Annotated in this window: 25 protein-coding genes and 1 rRNA gene; 13 read left to right on the top strand and 13 right to left on the bottom strand. The window is 42.7% G+C overall.

What is annotated here, in order from left to right; translation table 11 throughout:
• Positions 1-150 precede the first annotated feature (150 nt).
• Genes ACP7BU_RS13135 through ACP7BU_RS13125 form a run of 3 tightly spaced genes read right to left on the bottom strand, consistent with a single transcriptional unit; the run spans position 151 to position 3,062 of the window.
• Positions 151-1,596 (bottom strand): NAD(P)(+) transhydrogenase (Re/Si-specific) subunit beta, encoded by a 1,446-nt coding sequence (locus ACP7BU_RS13135; protein ID WP_005248072.1) that lies wholly within the window; start codon positions 1,594-1,596, stop codon positions 151-153.
• Positions 1,597-1,599: 3 nt separating this feature from the next.
• Positions 1,600-1,923, bottom strand: a complete 324-nt coding sequence (locus ACP7BU_RS13130) for a proton-translocating transhydrogenase family protein (RefSeq protein ID WP_004281642.1) — start codon at positions 1,921-1,923, stop codon at positions 1,600-1,602.
• Between the two features lie 11 nt (positions 1,924-1,934).
• Positions 1,935-3,062, bottom strand: coding sequence for a Re/Si-specific NAD(P)(+) transhydrogenase subunit alpha (locus ACP7BU_RS13125; RefSeq protein ID WP_004645141.1), 1,128 nt, complete (start codon positions 3,060-3,062; stop codon positions 1,935-1,937).
• A 983-nt stretch (positions 3,063-4,045) separates the two neighbouring features.
• Here ACP7BU_RS13125 and ACP7BU_RS13120 point away from each other — a divergent pair.
• On the top strand, positions 4,046-5,233 hold the full coding sequence (locus ACP7BU_RS13120) for an MFS transporter (RefSeq protein WP_425880102.1): 1,188 nt from the start codon (positions 4,046-4,048) through the stop codon (positions 5,231-5,233).
• Between the two features lie 15 nt (positions 5,234-5,248).
• Here the strand turns inward: ACP7BU_RS13120 and ACP7BU_RS13115 are convergent, their stop codons facing one another.
• Positions 5,249-5,893 (bottom strand): hypothetical protein, encoded by a 645-nt coding sequence (locus tag ACP7BU_RS13115; RefSeq protein ID WP_425880101.1) that lies wholly within the window; start codon positions 5,891-5,893, stop codon positions 5,249-5,251.
• Positions 5,894-6,167: 274 nt separating this feature from the next.
• Here ACP7BU_RS13115 and dusA point away from each other — a divergent pair, with 274 nt between their 5' ends.
• Positions 6,168-7,193: a tRNA dihydrouridine(20/20a) synthase DusA gene (gene dusA, locus ACP7BU_RS13110; RefSeq protein WP_425880100.1), complete on the top strand. Its 1,026-nt coding sequence runs from the start codon at positions 6,168-6,170 to the stop codon at positions 7,191-7,193.
• 50 nt (positions 7,194-7,243) lie between these two features.
• Here dusA and ACP7BU_RS13105 read toward each other — a convergent pair whose 3' ends face one another.
• Positions 7,244-7,756: a hypothetical protein gene (locus ACP7BU_RS13105; protein ID WP_004281611.1), complete on the bottom strand. Its 513-nt coding sequence runs from the start codon at positions 7,754-7,756 to the stop codon at positions 7,244-7,246.
• Between the two features lie 230 nt (positions 7,757-7,986).
• Positions 7,987-9,261, bottom strand: a complete 1,275-nt coding sequence (gene coaBC, locus ACP7BU_RS13100; protein ID WP_425880099.1) for a bifunctional phosphopantothenoylcysteine decarboxylase/phosphopantothenate--cysteine ligase CoaBC — start codon at positions 9,259-9,261, stop codon at positions 7,987-7,989.
• Positions 9,262-9,374: 113 nt separating this feature from the next.
• Here coaBC and radC point away from each other — a divergent pair, with 113 nt between their 5' ends.
• Together radC and ACP7BU_RS13090 are read left to right on the top strand one after the other, a co-directional pair.
• Entirely contained in the window at positions 9,375-10,076 is a 702-nt protein-coding gene (gene radC, locus ACP7BU_RS13095) for a RadC family protein (protein ID WP_253114075.1), read from the top strand.
• A gap of 65 nt (positions 10,077-10,141) precedes the next feature.
• A complete protein-coding gene (locus tag ACP7BU_RS13090) occupies positions 10,142-11,053 on the top strand; it encodes a bestrophin family protein (protein ID WP_004281608.1) in 912 nt (303 codons plus the stop codon).
• An 84-nt stretch (positions 11,054-11,137) separates the two neighbouring features.
• On the opposite strand, the gene ACP7BU_RS13085 is transcribed toward ACP7BU_RS13090, so the two are convergent.
• Entirely contained in the window at positions 11,138-11,989 is an 852-nt protein-coding gene (locus ACP7BU_RS13085; protein ID WP_004281607.1) for a PHP domain-containing protein, read from the bottom strand.
• Between the two features lie 44 nt (positions 11,990-12,033).
• On the opposite strand from ACP7BU_RS13085, the gene ACP7BU_RS13080 reads away from it, so the two are divergent.
• Genes ACP7BU_RS13080 through mnmC form a run of 4 tightly spaced genes read left to right on the top strand, consistent with a single transcriptional unit; the run spans position 12,034 to position 15,429 of the window.
• On the top strand, positions 12,034-12,645 hold the full coding sequence (locus ACP7BU_RS13080) for a septation protein IspZ (protein ID WP_004645132.1): 612 nt from the start codon (positions 12,034-12,036) through the stop codon (positions 12,643-12,645).
• Positions 12,646-12,673: 28 nt separating this feature from the next.
• The gene (locus ACP7BU_RS13075) at positions 12,674-12,976 is read left to right on the top strand and encodes a YciI family protein (RefSeq protein WP_425880098.1); all 303 of its coding nucleotides are present in this window, start codon (positions 12,674-12,676) and stop codon (positions 12,974-12,976) included.
• Positions 12,977-12,981: 5 nt separating this feature from the next.
• Positions 12,982-13,491, top strand: a complete 510-nt coding sequence (locus ACP7BU_RS13070; protein WP_425880097.1) for a hypothetical protein — start codon at positions 12,982-12,984, stop codon at positions 13,489-13,491.
• 39 nt (positions 13,492-13,530) lie between these two features.
• Positions 13,531-15,429 (top strand): FAD-dependent 5-carboxymethylaminomethyl-2-thiouridine(34) oxidoreductase MnmC, encoded by a 1,899-nt coding sequence (mnmC, locus tag ACP7BU_RS13065; RefSeq protein ID WP_425880096.1) that lies wholly within the window; start codon positions 13,531-13,533, stop codon positions 15,427-15,429.
• A gap of 164 nt (positions 15,430-15,593) precedes the next feature.
• On the opposite strand, the gene ACP7BU_RS13060 is transcribed toward mnmC, so the two are convergent.
• Positions 15,594-15,908 (bottom strand): rhodanese-like domain-containing protein, encoded by a 315-nt coding sequence (locus tag ACP7BU_RS13060; RefSeq protein WP_425880095.1) that lies wholly within the window; start codon positions 15,906-15,908, stop codon positions 15,594-15,596.
• A gap of 92 nt (positions 15,909-16,000) precedes the next feature.
• Between ACP7BU_RS13060 and ACP7BU_RS13055 the strand changes: the two genes are divergently transcribed.
• Positions 16,001-16,489, top strand: coding sequence for a YajQ family cyclic di-GMP-binding protein (locus tag ACP7BU_RS13055; RefSeq protein ID WP_004281601.1), 489 nt, complete (start codon positions 16,001-16,003; stop codon positions 16,487-16,489).
• A gap of 25 nt (positions 16,490-16,514) precedes the next feature.
• On the top strand, positions 16,515-17,018 hold the full coding sequence (locus tag ACP7BU_RS13050; RefSeq protein WP_004645125.1) for a DUF4442 domain-containing protein: 504 nt from the start codon (positions 16,515-16,517) through the stop codon (positions 17,016-17,018).
• 60 nt (positions 17,019-17,078) lie between these two features.
• Here ACP7BU_RS13050 and ACP7BU_RS13045 read toward each other — a convergent pair whose 3' ends face one another.
• From ACP7BU_RS13045 to ACP7BU_RS13035, 3 genes are read right to left on the bottom strand one after another with little or no spacing between them, the layout of a single operon-like run.
• Complete coding sequence (locus ACP7BU_RS13045; protein WP_153566559.1) at positions 17,079-17,519, bottom strand: acyl-CoA thioesterase; 441 nt, start codon at positions 17,517-17,519, stop codon at positions 17,079-17,081.
• A gap of 5 nt (positions 17,520-17,524) precedes the next feature.
• Positions 17,525-17,956, bottom strand: coding sequence for a thioredoxin TrxC (gene trxC, locus ACP7BU_RS13040; protein WP_005101783.1), 432 nt, complete (start codon positions 17,954-17,956; stop codon positions 17,525-17,527).
• Positions 17,957-18,853, bottom strand: a complete 897-nt coding sequence (locus tag ACP7BU_RS13035; protein ID WP_180038917.1) for an alpha/beta hydrolase — start codon at positions 18,851-18,853, stop codon at positions 17,957-17,959. It lies immediately after the preceding gene.
• A 125-nt stretch (positions 18,854-18,978) separates the two neighbouring features.
• Between ACP7BU_RS13035 and ACP7BU_RS13030 the strand changes: the two genes are divergently transcribed.
• Together ACP7BU_RS13030 and ACP7BU_RS13025 are read left to right on the top strand one after the other, a co-directional pair.
• The gene (locus tag ACP7BU_RS13030) at positions 18,979-19,314 is read left to right on the top strand and encodes a TIGR01244 family sulfur transferase (protein WP_004281596.1); all 336 of its coding nucleotides are present in this window, start codon (positions 18,979-18,981) and stop codon (positions 19,312-19,314) included.
• Complete coding sequence (locus ACP7BU_RS13025; protein ID WP_425880094.1) at positions 19,307-19,729, top strand: beta-lactamase hydrolase domain-containing protein; 423 nt, start codon at positions 19,307-19,309, stop codon at positions 19,727-19,729. Before ACP7BU_RS13030 ends, ACP7BU_RS13025 begins: the two co-directional genes overlap by 8 nt.
• Positions 19,730-19,884: 155 nt before the next feature.
• On the opposite strand, the gene ACP7BU_RS13020 is transcribed toward ACP7BU_RS13025, so the two are convergent.
• Positions 19,885-24,357, bottom strand: a complete 4,473-nt coding sequence (locus ACP7BU_RS13020; protein ID WP_425880093.1) for a hypothetical protein — start codon at positions 24,355-24,357, stop codon at positions 19,885-19,887.
• A 171-nt stretch (positions 24,358-24,528) separates the two neighbouring features.
• On the opposite strand from ACP7BU_RS13020, the gene ACP7BU_RS13015 reads away from it, so the two are divergent.
• A complete protein-coding gene (locus ACP7BU_RS13015; protein ID WP_425880092.1) occupies positions 24,529-25,911 on the top strand; it encodes a dihydrolipoyl dehydrogenase in 1,383 nt (460 codons plus the stop codon).
• 165 nt (positions 25,912-26,076) lie between these two features.
• Here the strand turns inward: ACP7BU_RS13015 and rrf are convergent.
• A 5S ribosomal RNA gene (gene rrf, locus ACP7BU_RS13010) occupies positions 26,077-26,183 on the bottom strand; the annotation flags it as partial.

Here is a 26,183-nt window from a genome sequence, read left to right as displayed (position 1 = left end):
TTATGCACCGATTTGATTGGTATTTTAGGATCAATTCATCATCAACATAGACGTTCGATGATCACTCAATCATCCTTTTCCCAAGATATAAAATAAAAAATCCCCCTTTATTAAAAGGGGGACTTAGGAGGATTCTAATGATTTAGATGATTAGTGACCCGTACCATTAATGGCTTTAGTCATATCTTCCACCACTTTCTTGGCATCACCAAAGATCATCATGGTCTTGTCATTATAGAACAAGTCATTGTCGAGACCCGCATAACCGGTTGCCATAGAACGCTTGATCACCATAATCGTACGTGCCTTATGGGCTTCCAGAATTGGCATACCATAAATTGGCGATGTTGGATCATCTTTCGCCGCAGGGTTCACAACGTCGTTCGCACCAATCACTAGCACCACATCTGTTGCCGGGAAGTCCGAGTTGATCTCATCCATTTCCAGGATGTCTTCATACGGTACGTCCGCTTCAGCAAGTAGTACGTTCATATGACCTGGCATACGACCTGCTACAGGATGAATCGCAAAACGAACCGTTACGCCCTGCTCTTTTAGCAAGTTAGCCAATTCTTTTACCGCATTTTGTGCACGGCCTTGCGCCATACCATAACCCGGTACAATCACCACGCTGTCTGCATTTGACATCAGGAAGCCTGCATCATCTGCCGAGCCAGAACGGTGATTACGTTGGACCTGTTCACCTGCTCCTGCTGTCGGCGCAGCTGCACCGCCCATCGCACCGCCAAACAAAACGTTGATGATTGAGCGGTTCATCGCTTTACACATGATGTAAGACAGAATCGCACCTGAAGAACCCACCAGTGAGCCTGCAACGATCAACATGTTGTTTTCTAAGGTAAAACCAATACCAGCTGCTGCCCAACCTGAGAATGAGTTGAGTAGCGATACCACCACTGGCATATCACCACCACCGACTGGTGCAATCCATACCCAGCCGAATGCCAGCGCAAGGCCTGTCATCGCCCAGAACGAGGTCATATTACCCGTCAGGAAGAAGTGAACACCAAAACCTAACATAGCAATAAAGATGATCGCCTGAACCGGTTTCACCCATGCACCTGAAATGGTTTTTGCCCATTTCTTTGCAGCCAGTTTACCGTAAGCAAAGACTGATGCTGTAAAGGTAATCGCACCCACGAAACAGCCCACAAACAGTTCAAATAAATGAACACGGCTCATTTCATGGAAATTGACACCATTGGCAGCCAACAGGTCTGGACCTAGTTCAATCAATTTGTTGTTGTGAATAATGGCAGCGACAGCAATCAGGACCGCAGCCAGACCCACTAATGAGTGCATTAGCGCCACAGTTTCAGGCATCTGCGTCATTGGAACTGTACGTGCACGGGCGATACCCACAATTGCACCCAGCACCATTGCACCAATAATCATCCAGACAACCGGATTCTCAGCCACAAAGAAGGTGGTCATGACCGCAATGGCCATCGCGATCATTCCGTAACGGTTACCGGCAATCGCAGTTTTAGGACCTGATAAACCACGTAGCGTCAGGATAAAAAGAACGGCACCAATCAGGTAGAACCAATCCGCATATTCTCGAATCATTTCCATGGATTAACCCTCTTTTTTCTTTTGCTTAGGTTTAAACATTTCCAGCATACGTGCAGTCACTGCAAAGCCACCGAAAATATTGATACTGGCCAGGAACACCGCAATTGCACCAAGCACGCTCACCACATTAATGGTCTGGAAATCTACGCTACCTTCAACGCCGATCACCGGCAGACCAACAGTCTGAATCATTGCACCGACAATAATGATCGATGACAAGGCATTGGTGACCGCCATCAACGGCGTATGCAATGCTGGTGTTACACCCCACACCACGTAGTAACCTACGAAAATGGCAAGGACAAAAATCGTAATTGTTTCAACCATGAGTCTTCTCCTTAACCACGTTTCAGCAGCACTTGGCCGCCATGAGTGACAAGTAGGGCTTTTTGAATTTCTTCTTCTTGATTCAGGACAAAATTCTTATCTGCATCAAATAATGTTTCCACGAAGTTAAATACGTTACGAGCGTATAAAGCAGAGGCTTCAGTCGATACCGTCGATGGAATATTTGGAATGCCGAGAATTTTGACGCCGTTGTCGGTATGCACGGTTTCGCCACATTTTGAACCTTCGACGTTGCCGCCAGATTCTACTGCCATGTCCAGAATCACTGAACCCGGTTTCATTTTCGCAACTGTTTCAGCACGGATTAAACGCGGTGCATCACGGCCCGGTAAAAGCGCTGTGGTAATCACGATGTCAGCATTTGATACCGCTTTATCAACAATTGCAGCCTGATCGCGGATGTATTCTTCACCCGGCATCCAGCCATAACCATTTTTGGCAGCATCTGCAGCTTTTTGCTGCTCTTCAGCAGACATCGGCACGTCTAGCCATTTACCGCCCAGAGATTCAACCTGATCTTTGGCAGTTGGACGCAAGTCCGTGGCTTCAACGATGGCACCTAAACGTTTTGCAGTGGCAATCGCTTGCAGACCCGCTACGCCGACACCCATAATCACCACACGAGCCGGTTTAACCGTACCCGCAGCAGTCATCAGCATCGGGAACATGCGCTGGTATTCAGCCGCAGCCAAAAGCACCGACTTGTAACCTGCAAGGTTGGCTTGAGAAGACAAGACATCCATGTTCTGCGCACGAGATAAGGTTCGTGGCAAAAGTTCCAATGCAAATGCAGACACGTTTTGTGCCGCGAATTGGTCAAGCTCAGTATTACGGTAAGGATCAAACATTGCCACGATAGTGGTATTCGGGTTGAGTTTTTGAATTTCCTCACCTTTCGGTGCACGAACTTTTAAAATCAACTGACTGCCGGTGTAGGCATCATCCGTAATTTTGGCACCAACTTGTTCATAGGCACTATCGATATAGGCAGCTTTAACCCCTGCACCACGTTCGATAATCACGCTATGTCCTGCGCTGATCAATTTCTTTACTGTCTCTGGCGTCGCAGCGACGCGATTTTCACCGACAACAGTTTCGGCTGGAATTCCGATCTGCATGAGCGTTCCTCAAGCTAATTTTTCTTAAGTAAACATCGTGTAAAACGATGCTTCCCCTCAGGATGTGTTCTTGTTGAATTTTTGGATTCTAATCAAACTGTTTGAAATTACCACCTACTATTTATTTAATAAATACCTATATTTTGAACTGATGATTCATAAAAATGATGCTGCAATAGCACATTTATTTAATTCAACGGCTATTCATATTCGATGCTTTTATAAACGATATTCATTCCGCTGAATGAAATATCCAGATTTTACTGGTGTAAATAAGCGCAGATTTCTGATTTATTTTGTTACATTGATGATTCTGACAATGATTGCTGTATTTCCTGATTTAGAAGCAGACTTTCAATTTCTCTAGTCCCTATAGATAGCGGCACTTTAGCTGCGCCGTTTTTTTAGTTTTGACTTTTTTGACAGATTTAGCACTCAAGCAAGAGCACTGTTTTTAGACGTTAAAATCGTATTTTATGAAATGATAGAATTTGATTTGAGCAGATCTTCATCAGACACAATTAATAGATCTGACAAAAAGTAATCGCCAAAATTTTATAAGACTCAGGTCTCAAACAGTCAGATAAAGGGTAGAAAAAAAGCTGGATGACTATTTATTATATTAATGTACTGAACTTGATTCAAAATGGAAAATCTCATTTTCGCACCAAATTTGCGCAATAAAATAGAGTAAATATTCCACTTTTTTGACCTCAGTGCTCTTTTTTATTGTTTTTACTTTAAGCTGCGCTTTAATGAAGCAACCCCATCATTAAAAGATAAAAAATTCTGTAAATATTCACTCATACTTTCTATTTGAAATTGCACTTCTTTCATTAAGCTGCCTGAGTTCTAACAATTTTCAATGCTGGCAATATTTCTCTACTTTTAAAGCAAGAACTTCTGGCCTATAGTGCCCTCAATTTGAACATTATTCTCATTCCTCATTTCAATTCTTCCGGTCTGAATACAAGGTTAGCCCTATGCACACGCCTCTCGATATTAGTCAAAATAAGCCCTTATTATGGCTGATGGCGATTGCATGCGGTTTATGTGCCGGCGCGAACTATTATTGCCAGCCGTTGATTTCATCGATTCAGCAGTATTATCAGGTACCTGAATCACAAGTGGCACTTACTGTCACTTTTGCTCAAATCTCTTATGCCCTGGGCCTGCTGTTTATTGTGCCTTTAGGTGACATGCTAAATAAGACTAAACTGATCCCTTTCCTCATGCTGGGTGCCGCAGCAGGTTTATTTATTTGTGCTAGTGCTGTGAATCTGCCAATGCTCTGGGTCGGCACTATCATTGCCGGACTGTTTTCCGTGGCTGCACAGATTCTGATTCCCTTGGCCACCATGGCGGTCAAACCGGAAAAAACCGGAGAAGTGGTGGGCTTCCTGATGAGTGGCTTGCTGGTTGGCATTCTACTCTCGACCAGTATTGCCGGATTATTTTCCGACCTGTTTCACTGGAAAATGATTTATATCGTCAGTGGCATAAGCATGCTGGCTTTAAGTTTTTATTTGAAAGGAAAACTACCGAGCCTGCCACGTCTGAGAATTAGCTATACAGCAATTTTTAAATCTATGGGAATATTACTCAAGCAGGAACCACGACTGGTTTTTCGTTCACTTACAGGCGCATGTGCTTTTGCTGCTATGAGTATGTTGTTCTCCACCATTGCTCTGCTGCTAACGCAGGAACCTTTTCAGCTTTCTGATGTCATGGTTGGGCTGGTCACGCTGGTGGGTGTATTTGGCGCACTTTCCACGCAGTTCATTGGCAAATGGGCCGATCGTGGCCATATCAGAACACTGAGCTGGATCGGCTGTTCTATTCTGATGGGAAGCTGGTTATTTTTATACTTTGGTGCAGTATCTTTGCTCAGTTATATTCTGGGTTATGGACTGATAAATCTTGGGCTCGCGATTACCCATAGTTGTAACCAGAACGTGATTTTTCGCCTGCGCCCGGATGCCAAATCACGAGTCAATTCACTCTATATGACCTTGTATTTTATTGGCGGTGCCTGTGGTTCAGCCTTAGGCGTATATGCCTGGCATCATGGTGGATGGAGCATGACCTGTCTGGCAGGACTCGGGCTAGCTCTGTGTGCCACCCTATTCGCCCTGCTGGATCAATGGTATCAGGCCAGAACAACTGCATAAGTATTTTACCTCTATTTAGCTGACTTGCGCCGCCGGATAATAAGGCTTATTCAGATCAAGAGTTTGTGAATTTTCTAATAAAATACAGATAAAAACCGGCAATAAGGCTGCCAGAATCCGGCAGCTTTCCTCTAATGATTTATAATTCAACGAGCTGTGATACGTGGCGCCACCCTGCATTATCTGATGGTGCAAGGTAGATAAACGTTGAAATATTCCAGCTAAAATTTCAACAGAATTTCGTTCTTTTAAAGCCTTCTCTATATTCTGTTTCTGTGTTTCCAGATCAGCTTGACAGCTTTCCAGACTAATTTTCTGATGACGATAATCCCAAAAGCTTTGTTCCACATAGGGATTGGCCAAGAGTGAGCAGATCGGCTGGCTGTATTTTCCCCAGAGAATATGATTAATTTTCTGATCCAGATCCTTTTGGCAGAGTGTTTCCATAAACTGATGCAGCTTTTTCTGATCTTGAACCAGATCACACTCATCTGCATAAATCGCCTGAAAGCTGATCCACAGGCTGATAAACTTAAAATCCAGATCCTGATCCAGGTCTAGCGATTTTTTAAACCAGCCTAAGCCCCGATGAATTCTTAGATTAAAATGTGCCGAATTTTGTGCTTTATGGCTTTTATAAATCTCCTCCAATAACAACATGATTATTCTCCTTATTTCTAGCGTTTTTATATTCATCTTTCTCCTATCAAAATATACCATTCCAACCTGACTGGGAATTCCAATTTTATTTCTTGTTTCATTCCCTGGATTTACCGGGCTAGCTCAAGTTCGCCGGGTGATTTTTCTGATTTTATGCTAGTATTACGCCCTCTTTTTGCGACGTCAGCAGATCCGGTTTAAGCCAAAAACCAATAACTGAGTGATCGCATGAATTGCTTCTTCTTTCTTCCATTTCGTTAAGGCGTGATTTTGAATGACTGATCTGACCACCATTGAAAATAAACTTCAACCACGAATCAGTGTTGCGCCGATGATGGATTGGACTACCAAAGACTATCGTTTCTTTGCCCGTCTGTTTAACCCGAATGTGATTATGTACACCGAAATGGTCACCACGGGTGCGATCATTTATGGCGATGCCAAACGTCATTTGGACTTTAATACGGAAGAGCAGCCAATCGTTTTGCAACTCGGCGGCTCGAATCCAAAAGATCTGGCAATCTGTACCAAGATGGCGCAGGACTGGGGCTATAACGAAGTCAATTTAAATGTAGGTTGCCCAAGTGACCGGGTACAAAATAATAAAATTGGTGCCTGTCTGATGGCGGAGCCTGATCTAGTCGCAGAATGTATTGCTGAAATGCGTCATGCGGTGGATATTCCAGTGACCGTAAAACACCGGATCGGAATTGATGATATGCAATCTTATGAAGAGATGCTGCATTTTGTCGATACCGTGGCCAAAACCGGCTGCAATAATTTTATCGTGCATGCGCGGATTGCCTTATTAAAAGGTCTATCACCTAAAGAAAACCGCGACGTGCCACCCCTACGTTATGAAGATGTCTACCGTTTAAAACAGGATCGTCCTGATCTGCTCATCGAGATCAACGGCGGAATTAAAACCTATGCCGAAACGCTGGAACATCTCAAACATGTGGATGGCGTGATGATTGGCCGCGAAGCCTATCATAATCCTTACTTACTGGCTGAACTGGGCCAGTTATGGAATCTGGATGCACCAGACCGTTTTGACATTATGCAACAGATGCTGCCTTATATTGCCCAGCGCATGGCCGAAGGTGCACCTTTATCCATTATTACCCGTCATATTTTAGGACTGTTCCAGAATTTGCCGGGTGCACGTAAATGGCGTCAGGCTTTAAGCGGTGGTAATGCCAAAACCTTGAAAGATGTAGAGACTGCACTTTTTAATATTCAGGAAGCGATGCAGCGTACCGAAGATTATGTACGTGAACATCAACAAGTTGAGTCCTAAACACAAAAAGCACCAATGATCGGTGCTTTTTTATAGCGATTGCGCATGAGTTATTGCGTATACGCCGTGATATTGCCGACCGGAATTGGCTCTTCCTGATAAGAAACATCTTGTAATGCGGGTTCAGCCACTGGTGTAATCAGAGAGCCGGAGACATTCTGGTTCGGTTCATCTACAGGTTCTAGATCATCCAAGGCTGAGGCCAGTTGCTGTAATTCTCGATCCAGTTGCTGACGATATTTTTCAATTTCAATTTCATCAATAAAAGCAAAGGCATCATCTTCAATCGACCAACTATATCCCCCATCCACCTTAAAGACTTTTACATGAATGGGATATTCTTCACCCTGATAATTCAGATGAGAAATGGCCTGAAACTCATTCCCCTGACGCTGGACAATTTTGACCTTTTTCACGGTAAAACGATAGTGTTGATAATCTCGATTGGAATTAAATTCACGTTGCATCTGCGTTTGAATATTTCTGGCCAGTTCATCCATCGAGACAAAATAACTGCATCCAGCCAGACAGGCGACCATCCATAACATCATGATTTTTTTCATAGCGCCCCCTCTTTTTTTCTTTCCACTTCCTGCTTATAGCTGATATACGCAGTATTTTTATCTTTGCTTATTCTGTGACCCATTTTATGCTTTTTTGCAAAAACAATAAACAAACAGCGCTTCGATTAAGACTAAATATTTATGGTTTCTATGGTTTTTTTGAATTAATGATAAAAAATCAGCCATAAAAAAACCCTGATGGATTCAGGGTTTTTTCGATACAGATCGTTTTAAAAATCATCATCACTGGATGGATCACGATGCAGGGCATCATGAATAGCTTCGATCAACTGCTGGGCAATTTCCTGCTTGGAGGCTTTTTCCAGATCGCGTTTATCCAGCTGATAATGCTCGGCAAAGAATACTATCATGGCATTTTCATCCGAAGCAAAACCGATATCCGTACGTGAAACGTCATTGCAGGCAATCATATCCAGCTTTTTCGCGACCAGCTTTCCGGCAGCATATTCTTCAATATTGCGGGTTTCTGCAGCAAAGCCGACCATAAATGGACGTTTTTCCTGCTGGGCAATGGTGGCGACAATATCCGGATTTTTCACCAAGGCGACATTCAGTTCATCACCGGCTTTCTTGATTTTATGCTCGGCTACTTCTGCCACACGATAATCGGCTACTGCAGCTGTCGCAATAAAGATATCGCAACCATTTTCCAGCATTTGCATGCTTTCATTCAGCATTTGTACGGCAGAAGAAACATTCTTACGTTTTACGCCATTCGGGGTATCCAGACTGACCGGACCTGCGATCAGGGTGACATTTGCTCCGGCTGCATAACAGGCTGCAGCCAGTGCAAAGCCCATTTTCCCGGTACTGTGATTGGAAATATAACGCACCGGATCAATCGCTTCGCGAGTCGGGCCTGCGGTAATCGTGACTTGTTTACCCGCAAGCAGGCCAAATTTTTCCGCAATCGCACGTTGAGCTTTATGAAAATATTCAGTCACCTGTCGGGCTAAATCTTCCGGCTCAGGCATCCGGCCCAAACCTACATCCCCACAAGCCTGTGAACCCGCGTCCGGCATGATCACATGCACACCATCTTCGATCAGTGTCGCAAGATTACGCTGCGTTGCTTTGGCTGCCCACATTTGCTGGTTCATGGCAGGTGCTACCCAGACGGGTGCTTTTGTTGCCAGATATAAAGTACTTAAGAGATCATCAGCCAGACCTGCTGCGAATTTTGCCAAGGTATCACAGCTGGCCGGTGCTACTAGCAACAGATCTGCCCAACGTGCTAGCTCGATATGGCCCATACCGGCTTCTGCTTCAGTATCCAGTAATTCGGTATGTACGGGATTGCCCGATAAGGCTTGAAAGGTTAAAGGTGTAATAAAAGCCTGTGCACCGTGAGTCATGACGACCCGCACATTAAATCCGGCATCTTTCAAACGGCGGACCAGAATTGCACTTTTATAGGCAGCAATACCGCCAGTGACGGCCAAAATGATATTTTTATGAGGAATTACACTTAGATCAAAGCTCACGAACAGATTACCTCGCTGTTGCAGTGGGGCTCACAATAGCATTAAATAATCGCATTCCCAAGAGATCGGCTTGCGGGAAAACTGATAATTCATAATAAATAAGTCTAATAACTATGCAATTTTCTATTAAAAACTGGCCGGAACAAGAACGGCCGCGAGAACGCCTGATTCAATATGGCGCAGAAAGTTTATCCGATGCCGAGCTACTGGCCATTTTTCTACGCTCCGGTTCACAGCAGCATTCGGCAGTTGATCTGGCGCGGTTGCTGATTCAACATTTTGGTCATTTGACTGCACTACTGGATGCGCCTTTACAGGAAATCAGCCAGTTTCATGGCATGGGCATCAGTAAATATACCCAACTGATGGCCGTCAAGGAACTCGGACGGCGTTACATTGCCGAGCACCTGAAACAGGATGCACTGGAACTCACCAATTCCAAACGGCTGAGAGATTACTTACGTTTTGAACTGCTCGGTGAAACTCAAGAAGTGTTTGCCGTGCTGTGTCTGGATGCCAGTCTAAGAAAAATTGCCTTTAAAAAACTGTTTTATGGCTCCATCAATGCATGTGATATTTCCATTAATCAATTGTTGCGTTATGCCATTAGCCAACAGGCTACTTCCATTGTGATTGCACATAATCATCCACTGGGCCGGCCCTCTCCATCCAAGGCTGACCTGGCATTGACCCGTCAGATTCAACAAGCCTGCCAGCTGGTAGATATTCATCTGATTGACCATTGTATTATCGCTTTGGAGGGCAGTTTTTCCTTTGCTGAGCAGCAACTCATCAAACCAGAAATGCAGTATTGAATAGCACTTGACAAAGCAGGCACAACTCCACAAGATCATGAAAAAAATTGTGATGATTCCAATAAATGATCGTACGTGACCAGCCAACTGTTTTTAAACTGCTGTTTTCCTGGCGAGGGACGATTTTACCTAAAGTTTTGCCACCTTTGGGCGTGGTAATGCTGATGTCAGCCATCATCGGTGGCTTATCACATATTGGTTATTTTCATTTTCCAGAATTACCCCTGGTCGGCTTTACCCTGATTGGAGTGGTACTGTCGATCTTTCTCGGATTTAAGAACTCGGCCTGTTATGACCGCTGGTGGGAAGCGCGCAAACTTTGGGGCATTTTGATTGCCAATTCACGTCATTTTGACCGTGATTGCCGGATGCTGTCTCAAGGTCGCCGTGAACGTGTAATTCAGCATGTGATTGTCTTTGCCAATGTCCTCCGTGACCGGCTACGCCATCAGACAGCCAATCCGACGGAACTTGTGGAAACCAGCGGCATGAGCCAGCAGGCTGTGACCCAGCTCTATCAGCAGGCCAATGCGCCGCAATATACCTTAAGCCTGATTCAATGGGAGTTAATGCAGGCGCTCAAAGAAGGTGAAATCTCCGACATCATCTATATGCAGATGAATAATCATGTAGCAGAACTAAGTATTGTCCAGACTGGTTGTGACCGGATTGCAACAACGCCTTTGCCTTTTGCCTATTCGGTCTTGCTCAACCGCACCGTCTATTTTTTCTGTTTTATTTTGCCTTTTAGTCTGGGTTCAACGCTTGGTCTGTTTACGCCTTTGCTGGTCGGAATTTTGGCCTATACCTTTTTGGGACTGGATGCTTTAAGTTCGGAAATTGAAGAGCCTTTTGGTACTCAAAGCAACGACTTGCCTCTGGACTCGATGGTGCGTACCATTGAAATTGAACTATTAGGAACGTTGGGTAAACCAACGCCACCACCGATTCAGGCCAAAGATCATAATTTGCTATAATTTATAATTCTTTCCTCGCCCTTTGCTATTAGTAGCGAAGGGAAAATCTTCTCTCAAATGAAAAAGATCGAGGTAAAGGAATGACTAAACAAAACTCTCCCAAATTCCGACCTGCCCCGGTTTAAGACTCGGGACATTACCGAGTTTAATCCAGGGCATATGATCGCCATGAAAATCACTGCCAATCGAAACTTTAAGATCATGTTCAGCAATCATTCGATCCACCATCTGCCGGGTGGAACTTGGCTCAATTGCCGGGGGTAGTTCCACCGCATCTCCACCGAACTTGGCAAAGATTTCAATCAGGTAGCGGATATTGGTCGCAGATAAATCATATTTGGTCGGATGTGCCAGCACGGCGAAGCCGCCACTTTCATGAATCACCTGAATCGTGTCTTCAAGACTCAAGCCATCAAATTTGACATAAGCTTTCTTGCCTTCCTTGATGTATTTATCAAAGGCCTGTTGCGGACGGGTCACAATCCCCTTTTCTACCAGCGTTTTGGCAATATGTGTCCGTGTCACCCGATCAGGGATATGGTCGACTTTGGTCAGTACATCAGCATAAATATCCTCCCCAATTAAAGGAACCAGCAGATCACAAATCTGTTTAGAGCGTTCAGCCCGGATTTTCTTTTGCTGATTGAGGGCTTTTTGTAAAGGCTCAGGATTTTGCATATTTAGCGCGACGATATGCACGCCATAGTTTTTTTTGGTGGCAGGACGTGACCACTGGCTGGATATTTCTACCCCAGAAATGATCTTAATCTCATGATTTTTAGCGGCTTCCTCAGCCAATGCCAAACCGTCCATGGTATCATGATCCGTCAGGGCCAAAGTATGGACGAGTTTTTCCACAGCCGCTTCGACCAATTGCTGAGGACTGAAAGTTCCATCAGAAATATTACTATGTGTATGTAAATCTACGCCGTGCATCTCTATACTATGACATTTATTTGATCAGATTTAGATACTCTAACATGAAAGCACTTTTAGACTTTGTGCCACTCATTATTTTCTTTTATTTATATAAAACTGTAGATCCAAAAGACACTGACCATCAATTGCTGCAATTGATCGGTTCTGCGGGGGGTGTCGACAATAATAATATTCTTGTTGCAACCACAGGTCTGATTATTTCCATGCTGGTCGTCTATGGTGCGTTATTTGTCATGCAAAAATTCCGTCTGGACAAACAGCAATGGATTGTCTTGTTTATGACGGTGATTTTTGGTGGCATCACCCTGATCCTCAGCGATGATTTTTATATCCGTCTAAAAGCCGTGTTACTGAATCTGGTCTTTGCCGGGGTCTTTTTATTATCCCCTTGGTTTAGCAAGGATAAAAAGCCTCTGATCCAGCGGTTATTTGGTCCAGTATTCAATCTAAGCGAAAAAGGCTGGTTCAAGCTGAACTATGCTTGGGTTGCCATGTTCGTACTGATGTCATTTCTGCATACCTTTTTCGCCTATTTGTGGATGGATGGAAAATATTGGGGTGAATTTACCGCATTCGGTGACATGATCGTGATGTTTTCCTTTATCATTATTCAGTTTATTGTATTGCGCAAATACTTTAAGACCGCTGAATAAGTCCAACTACAAACGATTGAGAGTCATCATGCCATTATTCGTCGTTAGCTGTACCGATCGGGAAGGTACAGTTGAAAAACGCCTCGCGATTCGTCCACAACATCTTGCACGTCTGGAACAGTTAAATGCTGAAGGCCACCTGATTGTTGCAGGTGCCATGCCTAAGGATCCAGCCAATCCACAGGCCGGTTTTTATGGCAGTACCATTATTGTCGACTTTGACAGTCGTGAAGCGCTGGATACATGGCTACAGGATGAACCTTTCTTAAAAGAAGGTGTGTACGAACACATCGATGTTAAACCATTCAATAAAGCATTCCCTCAAGGATAAGGTTCATGCGTGTTGTTACTGCCAGTATCATTGGCCTATGTTTTATGATTTCTCCAGTATGGGCAGTCGAAGTTGCGCCTGCTCCTGTGACTCAGGAAAATCAGACAGCACAACCTCAAGGGACAGCGGTGACTTCCCAAACCCAGTCTACGCTGAAACCTGCCATTATTCCTGCCGTAGCATCTTCTGCCCAGCCGGTGCCACCTGCCGAGAATAAGCCATTAACTGCAGAAGAAATCGCCAAGCTCAAAGCCCAGCAAGATGCCAAGGTGAAAGCTTTGGTCAAAGATCAGGCCACCCGTTTGCAGCAACTGGAAAAAGCCAATCTGGAAGCACTATCGCAAAATCAAGAATTACAGCTCAAGAATGATAATCTTGGGGTGCAGGTACAGGTGCTGCAAAGTGAACGCAGTGCGCAGATGTTCCTCTACGGCGCTGCAACATTGGCAGTAGGTGTGCTGCTGGGCTTTCTGATCGCGAGCTATGTTTATACCAAACGTCGTCGTCAATGGTAAGCTATAGCCCTTCCCGATATCTTTAAGGTCGTACCCGTTTTGTCGCACGCAATTCAAACTGCCGATCTGGATTGGCAATTGGTGGATGGCATTGATGTGCCTATGTCCAAGCAATTTGGTGATGTGTATTTTTCCAAAGACAATGGCTTGCTGGAAACCCGGCATGTCTTTTTAAATGGCAATGATCTCACGACGCGTCTGGCAGATTTAAAACCTTTTGAATATTTCTGTGTCGGTGAAACGGGTTTCGGTACTGGTTTAAATATTCTGGCCTTGTGGCAGCTCTGGCAACAGGTGCGTCCGGATAATCACAGTCATCTGCATGCGATTTCAGTTGAAAAATTTCCTCTTTCCAAAGCTGATCTGATTCGAGCCTTAAATGCCTGGTCAGAACTCAAGCCTTTAGCGGATCAACTCATCTCTCAATACCCGATGCCAATTGCCGGCTGTCATCGCCTCAGTTTTCCTGAAGATCGATTCAGTCTGGATCTATGGCTGGGTGATGCATATGATGTTTTCCCGGTAATAGAAAAAACTGCGCCGGTGAACGCCTGGTTTCTGGATGGCTTTGCGCCTTCCTGCAATCCGGATATGTGGGAAGAAAATGTTTTAAATAATATTGTGCGTTTATCCGAGATCGGCACCACTTTCGCCTCTTTCAGTGTTGCTGGCGTTTTAAAACGTGGCTTAAAAAATCATGGGATTTCAATTTCCCGTCCACGTGGTTTTAAGCACAAGCGTGAAATGCTGAAAGCGATCTGGAAGCCAGCTGAAGAGACTGAAAGTTCATTAATACAAGAAATCACTCAAAAAAAAACTGAGCAAGATACAGAGACCAATATCAAACCTCGCCAAATCGCTGTAATTGGCGCTGGAATCGCTGGTTTAAGTACGGCCTGGGCATTCGCTCAACGTGGTCATCAGGTTACGATTTACGACCAGTCAGCGCCACTCTCAGGAGGTTCTGGCAATCCACTGGCTTTGCTCAATCCCAAACTCTGTCCAGTTGAGCAAAGCGGTGAACATCTGATGACATTGGCTTGGCAACATGCCTTAAATCATTATCAAAAATTTAAAGCTTTCCGCCCGATTCAGGTCAATCAACTGGCCTTAAAAAATCCTGAACAGCTTTTAGGATTGGCAGACGAATATCCAGAAAAAATTCTTACTGTAAAAGATACAGAAGATCAAGAGGTTCAAACCGAATTTCCAAGTTTAAAACTGTTAGAAGCTGGTGTGGTTTCACCGCCTCAATTGCGTGATGAAATTCTACAGAATGTAAATATCCGATATCAACAGGCCAAAATTAGCCATATTGAAGCTACTACAAAACCTCAGCTATTTTCAGATGAACAGGATCTAGGTGAATTTGATCATGTGATTGTCTGTACTGCGCGAGATACAACACAATTCTTTGCAGATTATCCGGCTCTGAAACCGATTCGTGGACAGGTCAGTTGGCTCAACAATAAAACTCAACCTTTAAGCCAAAATACAGCCTATAGCTACGGTGGCTATTGTATGCAGCTGGATGCTGAACATCTGATCTTGGGTGCTTCTTTCTATCCAGGTCGAGATGATATCGAGGTGTTAGCAGAAGACCATGTACACAACTACGAATTGATCCACAGTGTATTCCCAGAATATGCACAGTCATTAGCTTCTACCGATACCTGGCAAGGTCGTGCATCGGTACGCGCGCAAAGTCAGGATTATTTTCCCCTACTGGGTAAAATGAAAGCGGATGAGGAAGTTTATAGCTTTGCTGGTCTCGGTTCTAAAGGCTTTCTGTTTGCGCCGCTCTGTAGTGAAATTCTGGTAGCCCAGATTCTCTGCGAAGCCTGTCCGGTGCCATCCAGTTTAGTAAAAAAACTCAGTGTGACCCGTTTTCAAAAGAAAGTGAAAATGAAGAAACCGTATTTTAAGCTACAAGTTTAATTACCATTTTGAATGATTCCCCCCTAAATCCCCCTTTAAAAAGGGGAACTTTTCTCCACTTTTATGAACAAATAGAATACATGTAGCTCCTCCCTTCAGAAAAGGGAGGGATTAAATCTCACCCATTAAAAAAGCGCCTTGCGGCGCTTTTTTTGACAGAATGCTTATGCACCCTGTTCAAGCGGTAAGCCTGCATCACGGGCAGCACGAGTACCACCCATCAGAATGACATATTCACGTGAGCCGTCAAAACCCTCTAGTTTTTCCGCAGCACGTGGAGCTTTACTGCCCCCACCACACAAGATGTAAATGGGTTGATCCGCTGACACCTGAGTTAGGCTTTCTGCTGAAAGATCGTTAATGGGCTGATTCACCGCCCCTTTCACGTGTGCTTCAGCATAAGCACTTGAATCGCGTACATCCCAGATAATTGCATTTTCTGGGAACTCAAATGTTGTAATTTCTTGTTTACGGATCATTGCGCACTCCTTTGATGTAAAACAACACTTGGCAAATGAAGAAAACATCCCTAGCATCTCAGATATTCTTTCCCTTTGTAAAGGTCTAAACTATGCCTTCTTTCGATATTGTTTCTGAATTAGAAATTTTTGAAGTAAATCATGCAGTTCAAAACACCCAAAAAGAAATTGCGACCCGCTTTGATTTCCGTGGTCAGGACGTTTCTATTGAACTGAATGAAAAAAACAAGGAAATCAAAATCTCGACTGAAAGCGATTTCCAGTGTGAACAAGTCTATAGCATGCTGGAAAGTCATTTCTTTAAACGCAAAGTCGATATTCAGGCGCTTGATCCACAAAAAATGACGGCTTCTGGCAAAAATGTGATTCAGGTCATCAAGCTTAAAGATGGTCTTGACTCAGATACCGCAAAAAAAATTAATAAAGCCATTAAAGAAAGTGGGATTAAGGCGCAATCTTCTATTCAGGGCGACAAGATTCGTGTGACTGATAAAAAACGCGATACATTGCAGCAAGTAATGGCATTCTTGAAAGAACAGCAATTTGGTTTGCCTTTACAGTTCAATAACTTTAAAGATTAAGACAGCAACGTCTGTAGAAGGAATTATGGCAAAGAACAACCGATTAGCCAGATTAGTCAAAGCCACTGCACGATTACCGCAAGGCATTCGTACTGCTTTGTTAAGTAAAACTTTTGGCCGGGTGGTCCCGATGGTCGGCTCTGCCAAGATTCGTTATGAGGAAATGAGTGCGTCCAAAGTGGTAGTAAGTATGGCCAATCATAAAGCCATGCAGAACCATATCGGACAAATCCATGCATGTGCAATGGCCCTGCTGGCAGAAACAGCGACCGGCTTTGTGACGGCAATGAATGTTCCGGATACAGCAATTGTACTGATCAAAAGCTTAAAGGTTGATTTTAAGCGCCCGACACGCGGTGCCATGACTGCTGTTGCTACGCTCACGTCGGAGCAGCAAGCCCTGATGCAAAACTCGGATAAAGGTGAAACCCTGGTTCAGGTCACCGTCACGGATGAATCAGGTGAAGCCCCCATTCAATGTGAAATGCTCTGGGCTTGGATTGCCAAGAGCCAGCTCAAGAAATCATAATTTCTTCTTTTAGACAAAAAAATCCCAGACATTAAATCTGGGATTTTTTATTTCAAGTCATCATTGTGCTGTTTGCGATTCTAAAAGCTTCTGTTTCGCTTCTTCTGGAATCAGACGTTTGTTGCCTTTGACATCTACAGCAACAAAGGTAAACACACCTTCAGTTACCCGAATTGGGGGGCGTGAATCATCATGGCTATCCCAAACCTCGATTTCCATCTGGATAGATGTCTTGCCAACTTTGAGAATTTTGGTATAACAACTAATCACGTCTCCGACTTTTACCGGTACCAGAAAAGTCATCTGATTAATCGAAATCGTGGCACAACGTCCCTTTGAAAATCGTTCTGCGTGAATCGCGCCTGCCAAGTCCATTTGTGAAACGATCCAGCCACCAAAGACATCACCACTCCAGTTGGTATCTGCAGGCATTGCGATCGTCTGTAGGGAAAGAATCCCCTCTGGTCTTACTTGAGAATCTGACACTTTCACTCCAGGCATTTGAATTAGGGTTGGGTATTTAACTGCTGATCAAGCCATTTTTGCAGCTCGCTTGACCGTAATGCACCGCTTATTCTAGCAATTTCGTTGCTTTTATTCATCAACACCAGCGTCGGAATACTGCGAACATTAAATGCCGAACTTAAGCGAGGATTCGCTTCTGTATCAATTTTTGCAAAAACCACATTTGGATATTGCTGGGCGACAGTCGCAAAATGCGGTGCCATCATTTTACAGGGACCACACCATTCTGCCCAGAGATCAATCAGGATTGGCAAGTCACTATGCGTGACAAACTGGCTGAAATTCTGCTCATTCAGCTCAATTGGTACCAGTGGAATCAGGGCTTGATGACATTGACCACAAGCAGGGTTGGCAGTGAGTTTATCTTCAGGGACACGGTTTTTGGCCAGACATTCCGGACATACAATAATCATCTAGCGCACTCCAATATGTTGATGTAAGAATTCTAATTGGGTCGAAACTGCTTTTTCAAACCATTCCCCATGATAAATATCAAAATGCCGGATATTCCACTCATGATATTGCACAAATGGTGCAATATTGGTCGCAGTTTCCCGACTCGATTCAATGGGAATCAGACTATCCAGTTTTGCCGCAATAAACAGGACTGGAATGTTAATCTTTCTTACTTTCTGAATTGGCCGATAACGCATCAGCTGAAAGAATGCCCGTGCAGGAATGTGACCACTCCAGTAATAATCCGGATTGACAATCGACAGATAACCTTCATAACTGTCCTGTGTCGGCATAAAACATAGCTCATGCGGATCAACTACAGGTAAGGTTTTTGGTGCCATACCAACCTTGGCCCCCATATAATCCTGACTGGAAACTTTAAGCGCCTTGGGGAGTTGCTGTAAAGGATATAGTTGGGCACTTTCAGCCCCATCGACAAAAGGCACCTGTACCATCGCCGCCTGAATATTTTTCAGCTCTGCTGCAAGTGTCAATACATGCCCACCACTTAAGGCCGTACCCCAGAGCACGATCCGTTTACTGTCAATCGATTTGCGTTCCTGAATATGTCTGATCATGGTTCGCCAGTCATCGAGCTGGGCATTGATCGACACCAGTTCACGTGGACGCCCAGTGCTGCCGCCCCAATAGCGATAGTCAAATAAAACCACCGCATAGCCGGCACTGGCAAAACGCTGGGCATATTGCACCAGTTTAAATTGACGTAAGGCAGCCAGACCATGAGCCATCAGGATTACGGCCGGTTTTTCTATATTTTTAGGCCGATAAAAATCTGCAGCAATCACTTCCTGACCGCTTTTGACATACAGTGGTTCAACTGTATAAGCCTGCATACGCGCTCCATTGCGTTATCTTATGGTTATCATCATTTATAAAAATTTCAGAACAGGTTCAGCATGTTTTCAGCTTAATGCTATCATAAAGCATATCGATATAAATGAAATGATGGAGTGGCGTCATGAGCGAAAATGTAGGTTTTGCTGGTCAAATTGGTCCGGAACACGTAACTCAAGTGGTTGAGAAAGGTTTTAAATCGATTATCAACAACCGTCCGGACATGGAAGGGGGTTCCGAGCAGCCGACCAGTGCACAAATCGAGGAAGCTGCACGCAATGCCGGTCTGGATTATGTATTCCAGCCAGTAGTAGCCGGTCAGATTACTGAGCTTGATGTACGCACTTTTGCCAATCATTATAATGAGTTACCAAAACCGATCTTGATGTTCTGTCGTACTGGAAACCGCTCGAATAACTTATATCAACTGGCAAAACAGATGGACCTGCTGGATGATTAAGTCGTTCTGGAAAGGTGTGGTACTGGCAACCTATTTTAGCTGTATTACACCTGTTTTTGCTGCAAATGATCTTAGCCGTGCGCTGACCTCTACGGTGAGTGTTACGGGGCAAATGACACCAAGCAAGTTTCAGCAATTGATTCAGCAAGGTTTCAAATCTGTGATTGTAAATCGTCCTGATCAGGAAACTGGTAATAGTGTCACGGTGAGTCAATTACGCTCCATTGCAGAGAAATCTCAAGTGAGTGTGATTTATCAGCCTGTAATGAATGGCCAACTTTCTCAGGCGAATATTGAAGAATTTGCTCGATATTATAATGAGCTGCCTAAACCGATTTTGATGGTTTGCCGAAGCGGCACACGTTCGGTTGCTTTGTTTAATCAGGCTAAATCTCAAGGATTGATTCATGAATAAAATTTTGGTCGTGTTATGTCTAAGCTTGACCTTTGTCGGTTGTAGTTCAATGAATTTGAAGCCGACTGTGGGTGTGAATGTGGGAACATCAATTTAAGTTTTTAAAACTTCAGTCCCCATAAAAAACAGCGCCGAAGCGCTGTTTTTTAATTACCTTAATTACAGTTAGTAGTGATACCGTATGGACTGACCTCGTTTGGAGATGTTGTACCATCTGTAGAGTAATCTGTTGATAATGATGGTAAACCAAGATCATAAGTTGTACGTGTTGGTAAACTCGCTATCGTAGAAGATGCACCAACTCTTACATTTAGCCATTGAGCATAATTTTTTGGATAACGAATACTAAAATCAAATTTACCTTCTGAATCCGTAACATATGTTACAGTATTAGCTAATGCAGCACTCGACTTAGTAAAACTTACAACTTTAACTGGCACCCCATTTACTGCAGTTCCATCAGCGCTAGCAGCACATGAAGTGACATTATTAGTAACCGTTGGGAATAAAGTGTCATCGTTAGGATCGTTTGGTGTACCATTATTATTAATAGCAATATTATTTAGATAATATTGCTGATTACCAAAGACCCATTTCATTGCTGGGTCTTGTGTTGGTACAGGTGCTAATGCCCATAAATTGCGCCCTTTAATATAAGAAATTGGGGTAATATCAAGTGTTACTTCTTGATTTGCCAGTGGTTTACCATCGAAGTCAATTACGCTTGCAGATAGATTTCTTGTGTAATAAACATTACCACTTTCAGTTAAAGAATAAACCTCAATATTATTAACCGCAATTACAATCGATGCTCTTGGATTTTGTACTGCCGCCTGAACAATATCCACTTGGGTTACTTGAGTCGCATCAATAAAGCCATTTTCTGTAAATTTCGCTGTTAAACGTAAATCTTCATTTGCAAATGTTGCGGCATCATAATTTCCATCTCGTTCACGCTCATCTACTTGTACTTTAAATACGGCTTGTCCGTTGGCATCTGTGGTTAAACCTGATGCTCCTACAATTATTGCGCCGTTAAGTGCAAAATTCTCAATAGCCAATTCAACGTACTTATCAGCTACGCCACCACCATTAGTATCAACCAAAGTCACAGTAACATCCGTGATATCATTACGTACATTCATGATTGGTTTAGCAGCTGCAACACGTAGACTATAACGTGCAGGCTGTGGTTGAGGTGTTGGAGTCACAATAGGTGCAGGTGTAAATGCTGTTAAATGGTGTATTTGAGTTACTGTACCTGCTTCATTAGTATGACTTGCAGTTAGCTCGATTCCACTTGCAATCAATAAATCAGCATCAACTGTACTTCCATCAATCTCAACCGAGAAGAACGCATTACCGTTTGAATCCGTAATCACTGTTTGAGGTTCGCTGGTATTGGTTGGATGCCCACTTCCTGGTGTACCAATAATTAATGTAGCTGCGTTATTTGCAGACAGCCTTACTGGCTGATTACGAACTGGCTGGTTATTTCGATCTAATAATGCAACAGTTATAATTGAACGGTCACCGGCAGTGCTTAAATTCGCTTTAGAACTCAGTATTGTTAAGTGATTCGTGTTAATCGCTTCAGTTACCGTAAAGCTAAGCGTAGTTTCAAGCTTTTCACCTTTAGGGTTAGTGATAATGCCTTTAACCTGAATACCCTTGTCTAATAAAGCTTGTTTTGCAACAGCTGAAATATCTTTAGGTAATGTAAGAGTTACTGGTAATTGTCCATTAGCTGACGTAGAAACTAAATCTGCACTCAGTTTCACACCAGCTGTAATTGCTTCAGTATTCAATGCCAAATTCACAGGATAAGCTGAATTTGCTCCAAGCTCGTCCTTAACGGCTACTTGCACTGTATAGCTCTTACCTAATTCCAAATTAGATTGATCTGCTGTTAAACGTAAGTTTACAGAATCCTTTGGAATCTCAACTTGAATTGAACCGGTTTGCTGTAAACGGTCATTCGGGTTATTTAAACTTGTGCCGACTACCGCAAAAACGATACCATTTTTAATCAAGTTTGCATCGTACGCACCTTCAGCAACTCGAACAGTAAATTCTGCTTCACCATTGCTGTTGGTTACAGCCGAGTTAGAAGATAAAGACACACGTGAGCTAGTTAACGAAGATAAAGCAATTTGAATTGGTGTATTTGGAATAATGGCATTGTCTTTATCTTTCGCAACAACTTTAACACGAACTTCACCACCCAACACTGACACAGTTTGAATATTACCTACATATGCAATATCAAGACCTGCAAGCTCTGGTAAAACGACTGGTGGTTGTGCAACATCAACTTTCTTTGTAACAGTAAATGCGGAACCATCTGTACGAGTTGATTTCACGACTACCGTTAAACCATTCGCAATTAGATTCGTGAGTTCAGTTACATTGCTCGCTTTTACTTTAATTGTAAATTTTGCATGACCATTTTCATCTGTGCGAATAGCTTGCGTAGAAACGTAACTCACACCATTATTTAATGCTGCATCATTTAAACCAATACTGATCAGCTGATTTTTAAGTAATTCGCCATCTGTACCTTTTGCGGTGACATTAACAGTTAATGTTTGCTCTTGACCAACTGTTAAAGTCATGTCTCCCAACATATCAACAGTAAAATGATCTAGATCAATCACACCTTGCTCTGTCGGTGCTTTAAAATTCAAACGCAATGTTTGTGTCTTACCATTTTCTGAAGTCGCAACTAACGGTACACCTTGAATCGCTAAAGCAGCTTGCTCAGGCGATAAATTCGCCTTGTAAGCAAGAGTAAAAGTGGCATAACTATCGGCTTCAGTCTGTTTAGAAGACTGACCTGTATGACTCAAGCCTAAATCTTGCAACTGTTCATCACTTAAAGACCCTGCAATATTCAAAGACACAGTTTCGCCAATTAGTGCACTACCGTTTACACCGACTGCCTTCACTTTAACTGTGAAAGTTTGAGTTTTTGTATAATCAAATACCGCTAGTTTTGGATCTGTCGAAGAAGTGATTGGATCTATAGCTAAATAGCGCGTCGCTTCTTCAGAAACTTCTTCATTAGCAACTGTAATAGCAATAGAATTGCTTACACCATTATCAGTCGTAAAATTAGCTTTAATTCCTGCTTTTACCAATGCTTCTACTGCAGCAGGTGTTTGGGCATTAGTCTTAATATTAAAAGTGGCAAACCCGTTCACCAAGTCTTTTTCCGCAGCCCCATCCAATGTTACACCATTTGATGTTGCCTCAGCATTTAAGTCAAGTTTAACCTTACCTTTAGTTGCTGCTAAGCCTTTATTATTAATTGCCTTAACAGTTACAGCAACTGAGTCATTTTTTGCATTCACTTTATATGAAGATGCAATTTCTAAACGCTGAATAGCATCGGCATCTGAAGCATTTGTATTTTCTGTTACTACATCAACAATAACGCTACCAGACTCAAGGTTAATACCATCTGTATAGGTTGCACTTAACGAAATACCTGTGTCGGATAAAGCAAGTGGATGTGTAACATCGGCCGTGCTAATCGTAAATTCTGCAATACCTTGTGCATTCGTTTTAGCAGTCGCATTATTGAGTTTAACGCCATACGCGAGCTCATCCTTTGTAAAGCTCAAACGAATCTCTTTTCCACTTAACGGCTCATGTTGATCATTCTTTGCTAATACTTGGATTTTTACAGGTGTTGTACTTTTCGCAGCAACAGCCTGATCTGGCTTAATTACTGAGAGAGTTGAGACAATCTGAGATGTGTCTTTAAATGTTAAATTTGCTATTGCGGTTTTTTCAGCTTTATGTTCATCAACTAGCAAAAAACTTAATGTTTCAGACTTACCCGCGAAAGTAGCAAGATCAGCTGATGTAAAATTACTACTCACTTTAAGTGTATATTTCACCTCACCCTGAGCATTTGTTTGTTGAGTTGCTGCGCCATTAGTGATAATAAATTTACCGCGCATCGCTTCAGGCATATTTAAAGTAACAGACTGATTCGCTTTAATACCACCCTTAGCATCTGTTACAGTCGCAGTGACATCAACACTGCCATTTGGTAAATTTAATACTGTGCCCTGGGTCACATTGATTCTATAGTCACTGACAATCGTACTACTTTTCTTAATATTTAAAGTGTAGGGAATACTAACTGAAGTGCCGTCAACTGTAGCAGTTAGTTGCACTGAACCTTCAGCTTCTGCCAATTCAGGTACATTAATCTCAAAAATAGCTACACCATTGGTGCCTGTTGCAACCAAAGAGTTAGTGCTGGTTACGCCAAACTTATTTGTCGCAATTGTTAAGCGAATATTTTTGTTGGCAATACCACCATTGTCAGCATTTAAGGCTTTGACCGCCAAATAAACTTTTGAATTATCTGGTGCAAGTTGAATTTCTTGACCACTCGCATTCTGTAGAGCTCGAGTTAAATGCGTTGCTACATTTGACGTTTCTGTTTCTGACTGGTTATTATCATTTGTATTTCCTCCTTCCGTATTACCGCTAGATGAACCATTATTATAATACCCATCACTACCGCCCCCTCCACAAGCAACCAAAGAAATTGAAGTTGCCAAGATTGTTGTATTGACCCCAAGTTTTTTTAAATTTATAAACAAACTCATGATTTTTCCCACTGCATATAATAGTTAAGCTGCCATCAAGTTAGTCTTCTGGCTTTTACACAAAATTTACTCAAATTAGCAAAAATAAGCAATCTAGTTACATAATTTACACCAGAAACATTGTAAACCATAAATATAAATAATTATGTTTTGAGACTTGGTAATCATCCTATGTACGACCTCATCATTATTGGCGCAGGCACTGCAGGAATCAGTGCTTATAACGAAGCCATTAAATATACCCAGAATATTTTAATTATCAATGATGGCTCGTGGGATACAACCTGTGCCCGTGTAGGTTGTATGCCAAGTAAATTGCTAATCTCCTCTGCAAATCGCATGCATGATATTCAAACTGCTGAAGAACTTGCTTTAAAGCATAACGCTGTCATTGATACTTCAGATGTTATGCAACGTGTGCATGTCCTTAGAGAACGTTTTATTCGTGCAACCTTGAAAGGTGTCGATCAATGGGACAGCTCACATAAAATTTCCGGAAAAGCCAAATTTATTGATCCCCAAACGATCGAAGTCAATGGACAATCATATCGGGCCAAAAGTTTCATTGTCGCTGTAGGCTCACGCCCCAATATTGATGAAGCTTTAAAGCAAAAATTAAAAGAAAAATATATCACTTCCAATGAAATATTTGAATTTTCCCAATTACCTAAGTCTTTAGCAGTAATCGGGAGTGGAATCATTGCAATTGAATTAGCTCAAGCCATGCAACGACTGGGTGTACAAACCACAATGTTTGCGCGTAGTCAAAAAGTAGGTGCTTTAACTAGCCCGATCTTACAAAAACTAGCCCAAGAGCAATTCAGTAAAGAGCTCAATATCAAATTTAAAACCTTACCAAATGAGATTGAGATCCAAGCTGATAAAATAAAGATTAATTTTACAGAAAATGATCAGACTAAGAGTATTGAAGTTGAATATGTTTTAGGTGCCACAGGTCGACAAAGCAATATAGATCATTTGGGCCTAGATCAACTCAATTCAACATTCAAGGACATTAAAAACCTTCCTATCGATAAAGAAACCAAACAACTTGCAAACCTACCTATATTTATAGTCGGTGATGCCGCACCTGATGCACCCATTCAACATGAAGCCGCGCATGCGGGTAAACAGGCGGTTTATAATTGTTTAAATTATCCGGATGTAAAGCCTATTCCTGCCTTAACTCCATTAGCGATTGTATTTTGTCATCCTGAAATGGCGATTGTCGGAAAAAGTTTTAAACAGCTAGAAGATCAACACGTCGAATTTATTGGTGGATTCGTCTCTTATGAAAATCAAGGACGTGCACTGGTTCTAGCAGAAAACTCAGGTGGAATAGAAGTTTATATTGATAAGAAATCAGGTAAATTATTGGGTGCAGAACTTTTCTGTTCCCAAGCAGAGCATCTGGGCCATTTACTGGCTTGGATGATTGATGCCGATCAGGATGTTCACCAGATCCTAAAGAAACCTTTTTATCACCCTACGCTAGAAGAAGGTCTTAGAACTGCCTTTAAACATGCTCGACGTCAGTTTGATGCATTGCTATAAAGAAACTGAAATCTATTAAAAACTTACTCTTCGAAGTCGGCTACTGCTGAAGCCTAATATTGAGAATATGTAGAATATTAACTTTATATATCTCAAATACAAAATGATGATTCTACGCATAAAAAAACACCCCCGGCCTTATGGTCGGGGGTGTTTCGAATAATGAGCTGGCGATGACTTACTCTCACATGGGTAACCCCACACTACCATCAGCGCTAAGAGGTTTCACTTCTGAGTTCGGGAAGGGATCAGGTGGTTCACTCTTGCTATGG

The organism is Acinetobacter sp. 40AMC3-4 (assembly GCF_049898185.1).
Lineage (GTDB): Bacteria > Pseudomonadota > Gammaproteobacteria > Pseudomonadales > Moraxellaceae > Acinetobacter.
The sequence above is the reverse complement of the archived record's forward strand: the minus strand, read 5'-3'. Positions and strand labels throughout refer to the sequence as shown.

Excerpts from the sequence above, each read along its gene's own strand:
- ACP7BU_RS13085 (WP_004281607.1), bottom strand. The coding sequence starts at position 11,989 with ATGCACGGCGTAGATTTACATACACATAGTAATATTTCTGATGGAACT.
- ACP7BU_RS13045 (WP_153566559.1), bottom strand. The coding sequence starts at position 17,519 with ATGCCTGGAGTGAAAGTGTCAGATTCTCAAGTAAGACCAGAGGGGATT.
- ACP7BU_RS13115 (WP_425880101.1), bottom strand. The coding sequence starts at position 5,893 with ATGTTGTTATTGGAGGAGATTTATAAAAGCCATAAAGCACAAAATTCG.
- ACP7BU_RS13055 (WP_004281601.1), top strand. The coding sequence starts at position 16,001 with ATGCCTTCTTTCGATATTGTTTCTGAATTAGAAATTTTTGAAGTAAAT.
- radC (WP_253114075.1), top strand. The coding sequence starts at position 9,375 with ATGCAATTTTCTATTAAAAACTGGCCGGAACAAGAACGGCCGCGAGAA.
- ACP7BU_RS13025 (WP_425880094.1), top strand. The coding sequence starts at position 19,307 with ATGATTAAGTCGTTCTGGAAAGGTGTGGTACTGGCAACCTATTTTAGC.
- ACP7BU_RS13130 (WP_004281642.1), bottom strand. The coding sequence starts at position 1,923 with ATGGTTGAAACAATTACGATTTTTGTCCTTGCCATTTTCGTAGGTTAC.
- ACP7BU_RS13035 (WP_180038917.1), bottom strand. The coding sequence starts at position 18,853 with ATGCAGGCTTATACAGTTGAACCACTGTATGTCAAAAGCGGTCAGGAA.
- ACP7BU_RS13080 (WP_004645132.1), top strand. The coding sequence starts at position 12,034 with ATGAAAGCACTTTTAGACTTTGTGCCACTCATTATTTTCTTTTATTTA.
- ACP7BU_RS13020 (WP_425880093.1), bottom strand. The coding sequence starts at position 24,357 with ATGAGTTTGTTTATAAATTTAAAAAAACTTGGGGTCAATACAACAATC.
- ACP7BU_RS13030 (WP_004281596.1), top strand. The coding sequence starts at position 18,979 with ATGAGCGAAAATGTAGGTTTTGCTGGTCAAATTGGTCCGGAACACGTA.
- ACP7BU_RS13135 (WP_005248072.1), bottom strand. The coding sequence starts at position 1,596 with ATGGAAATGATTCGAGAATATGCGGATTGGTTCTACCTGATTGGTGCC.
- dusA (WP_425880100.1), top strand. The coding sequence starts at position 6,168 with ATGACTGATCTGACCACCATTGAAAATAAACTTCAACCACGAATCAGT.
- ACP7BU_RS13060 (WP_425880095.1), bottom strand. The coding sequence starts at position 15,908 with ATGATCCGTAAACAAGAAATTACAACATTTGAGTTCCCAGAAAATGCA.
- ACP7BU_RS13050 (WP_004645125.1), top strand. The coding sequence starts at position 16,515 with ATGGCAAAGAACAACCGATTAGCCAGATTAGTCAAAGCCACTGCACGA.
- ACP7BU_RS13015 (WP_425880092.1), top strand. The coding sequence starts at position 24,529 with ATGTACGACCTCATCATTATTGGCGCAGGCACTGCAGGAATCAGTGCT.
- trxC (WP_005101783.1), bottom strand. The coding sequence starts at position 17,956 with ATGATTATTGTATGTCCGGAATGTCTGGCCAAAAACCGTGTCCCTGAA.
- ACP7BU_RS13070 (WP_425880097.1), top strand. The coding sequence starts at position 12,982 with ATGCGTGTTGTTACTGCCAGTATCATTGGCCTATGTTTTATGATTTCT.
- ACP7BU_RS13090 (WP_004281608.1), top strand. The coding sequence starts at position 10,142 with ATGATCGTACGTGACCAGCCAACTGTTTTTAAACTGCTGTTTTCCTGG.
- ACP7BU_RS13120 (WP_425880102.1), top strand. The coding sequence starts at position 4,046 with ATGCACACGCCTCTCGATATTAGTCAAAATAAGCCCTTATTATGGCTG.
- ACP7BU_RS13075 (WP_425880098.1), top strand. The coding sequence starts at position 12,674 with ATGCCATTATTCGTCGTTAGCTGTACCGATCGGGAAGGTACAGTTGAA.
- ACP7BU_RS13105 (WP_004281611.1), bottom strand. The coding sequence starts at position 7,756 with ATGAAAAAAATCATGATGTTATGGATGGTCGCCTGTCTGGCTGGATGC.
- ACP7BU_RS13125 (WP_004645141.1), bottom strand. The coding sequence starts at position 3,062 with ATGCAGATCGGAATTCCAGCCGAAACTGTTGTCGGTGAAAATCGCGTC.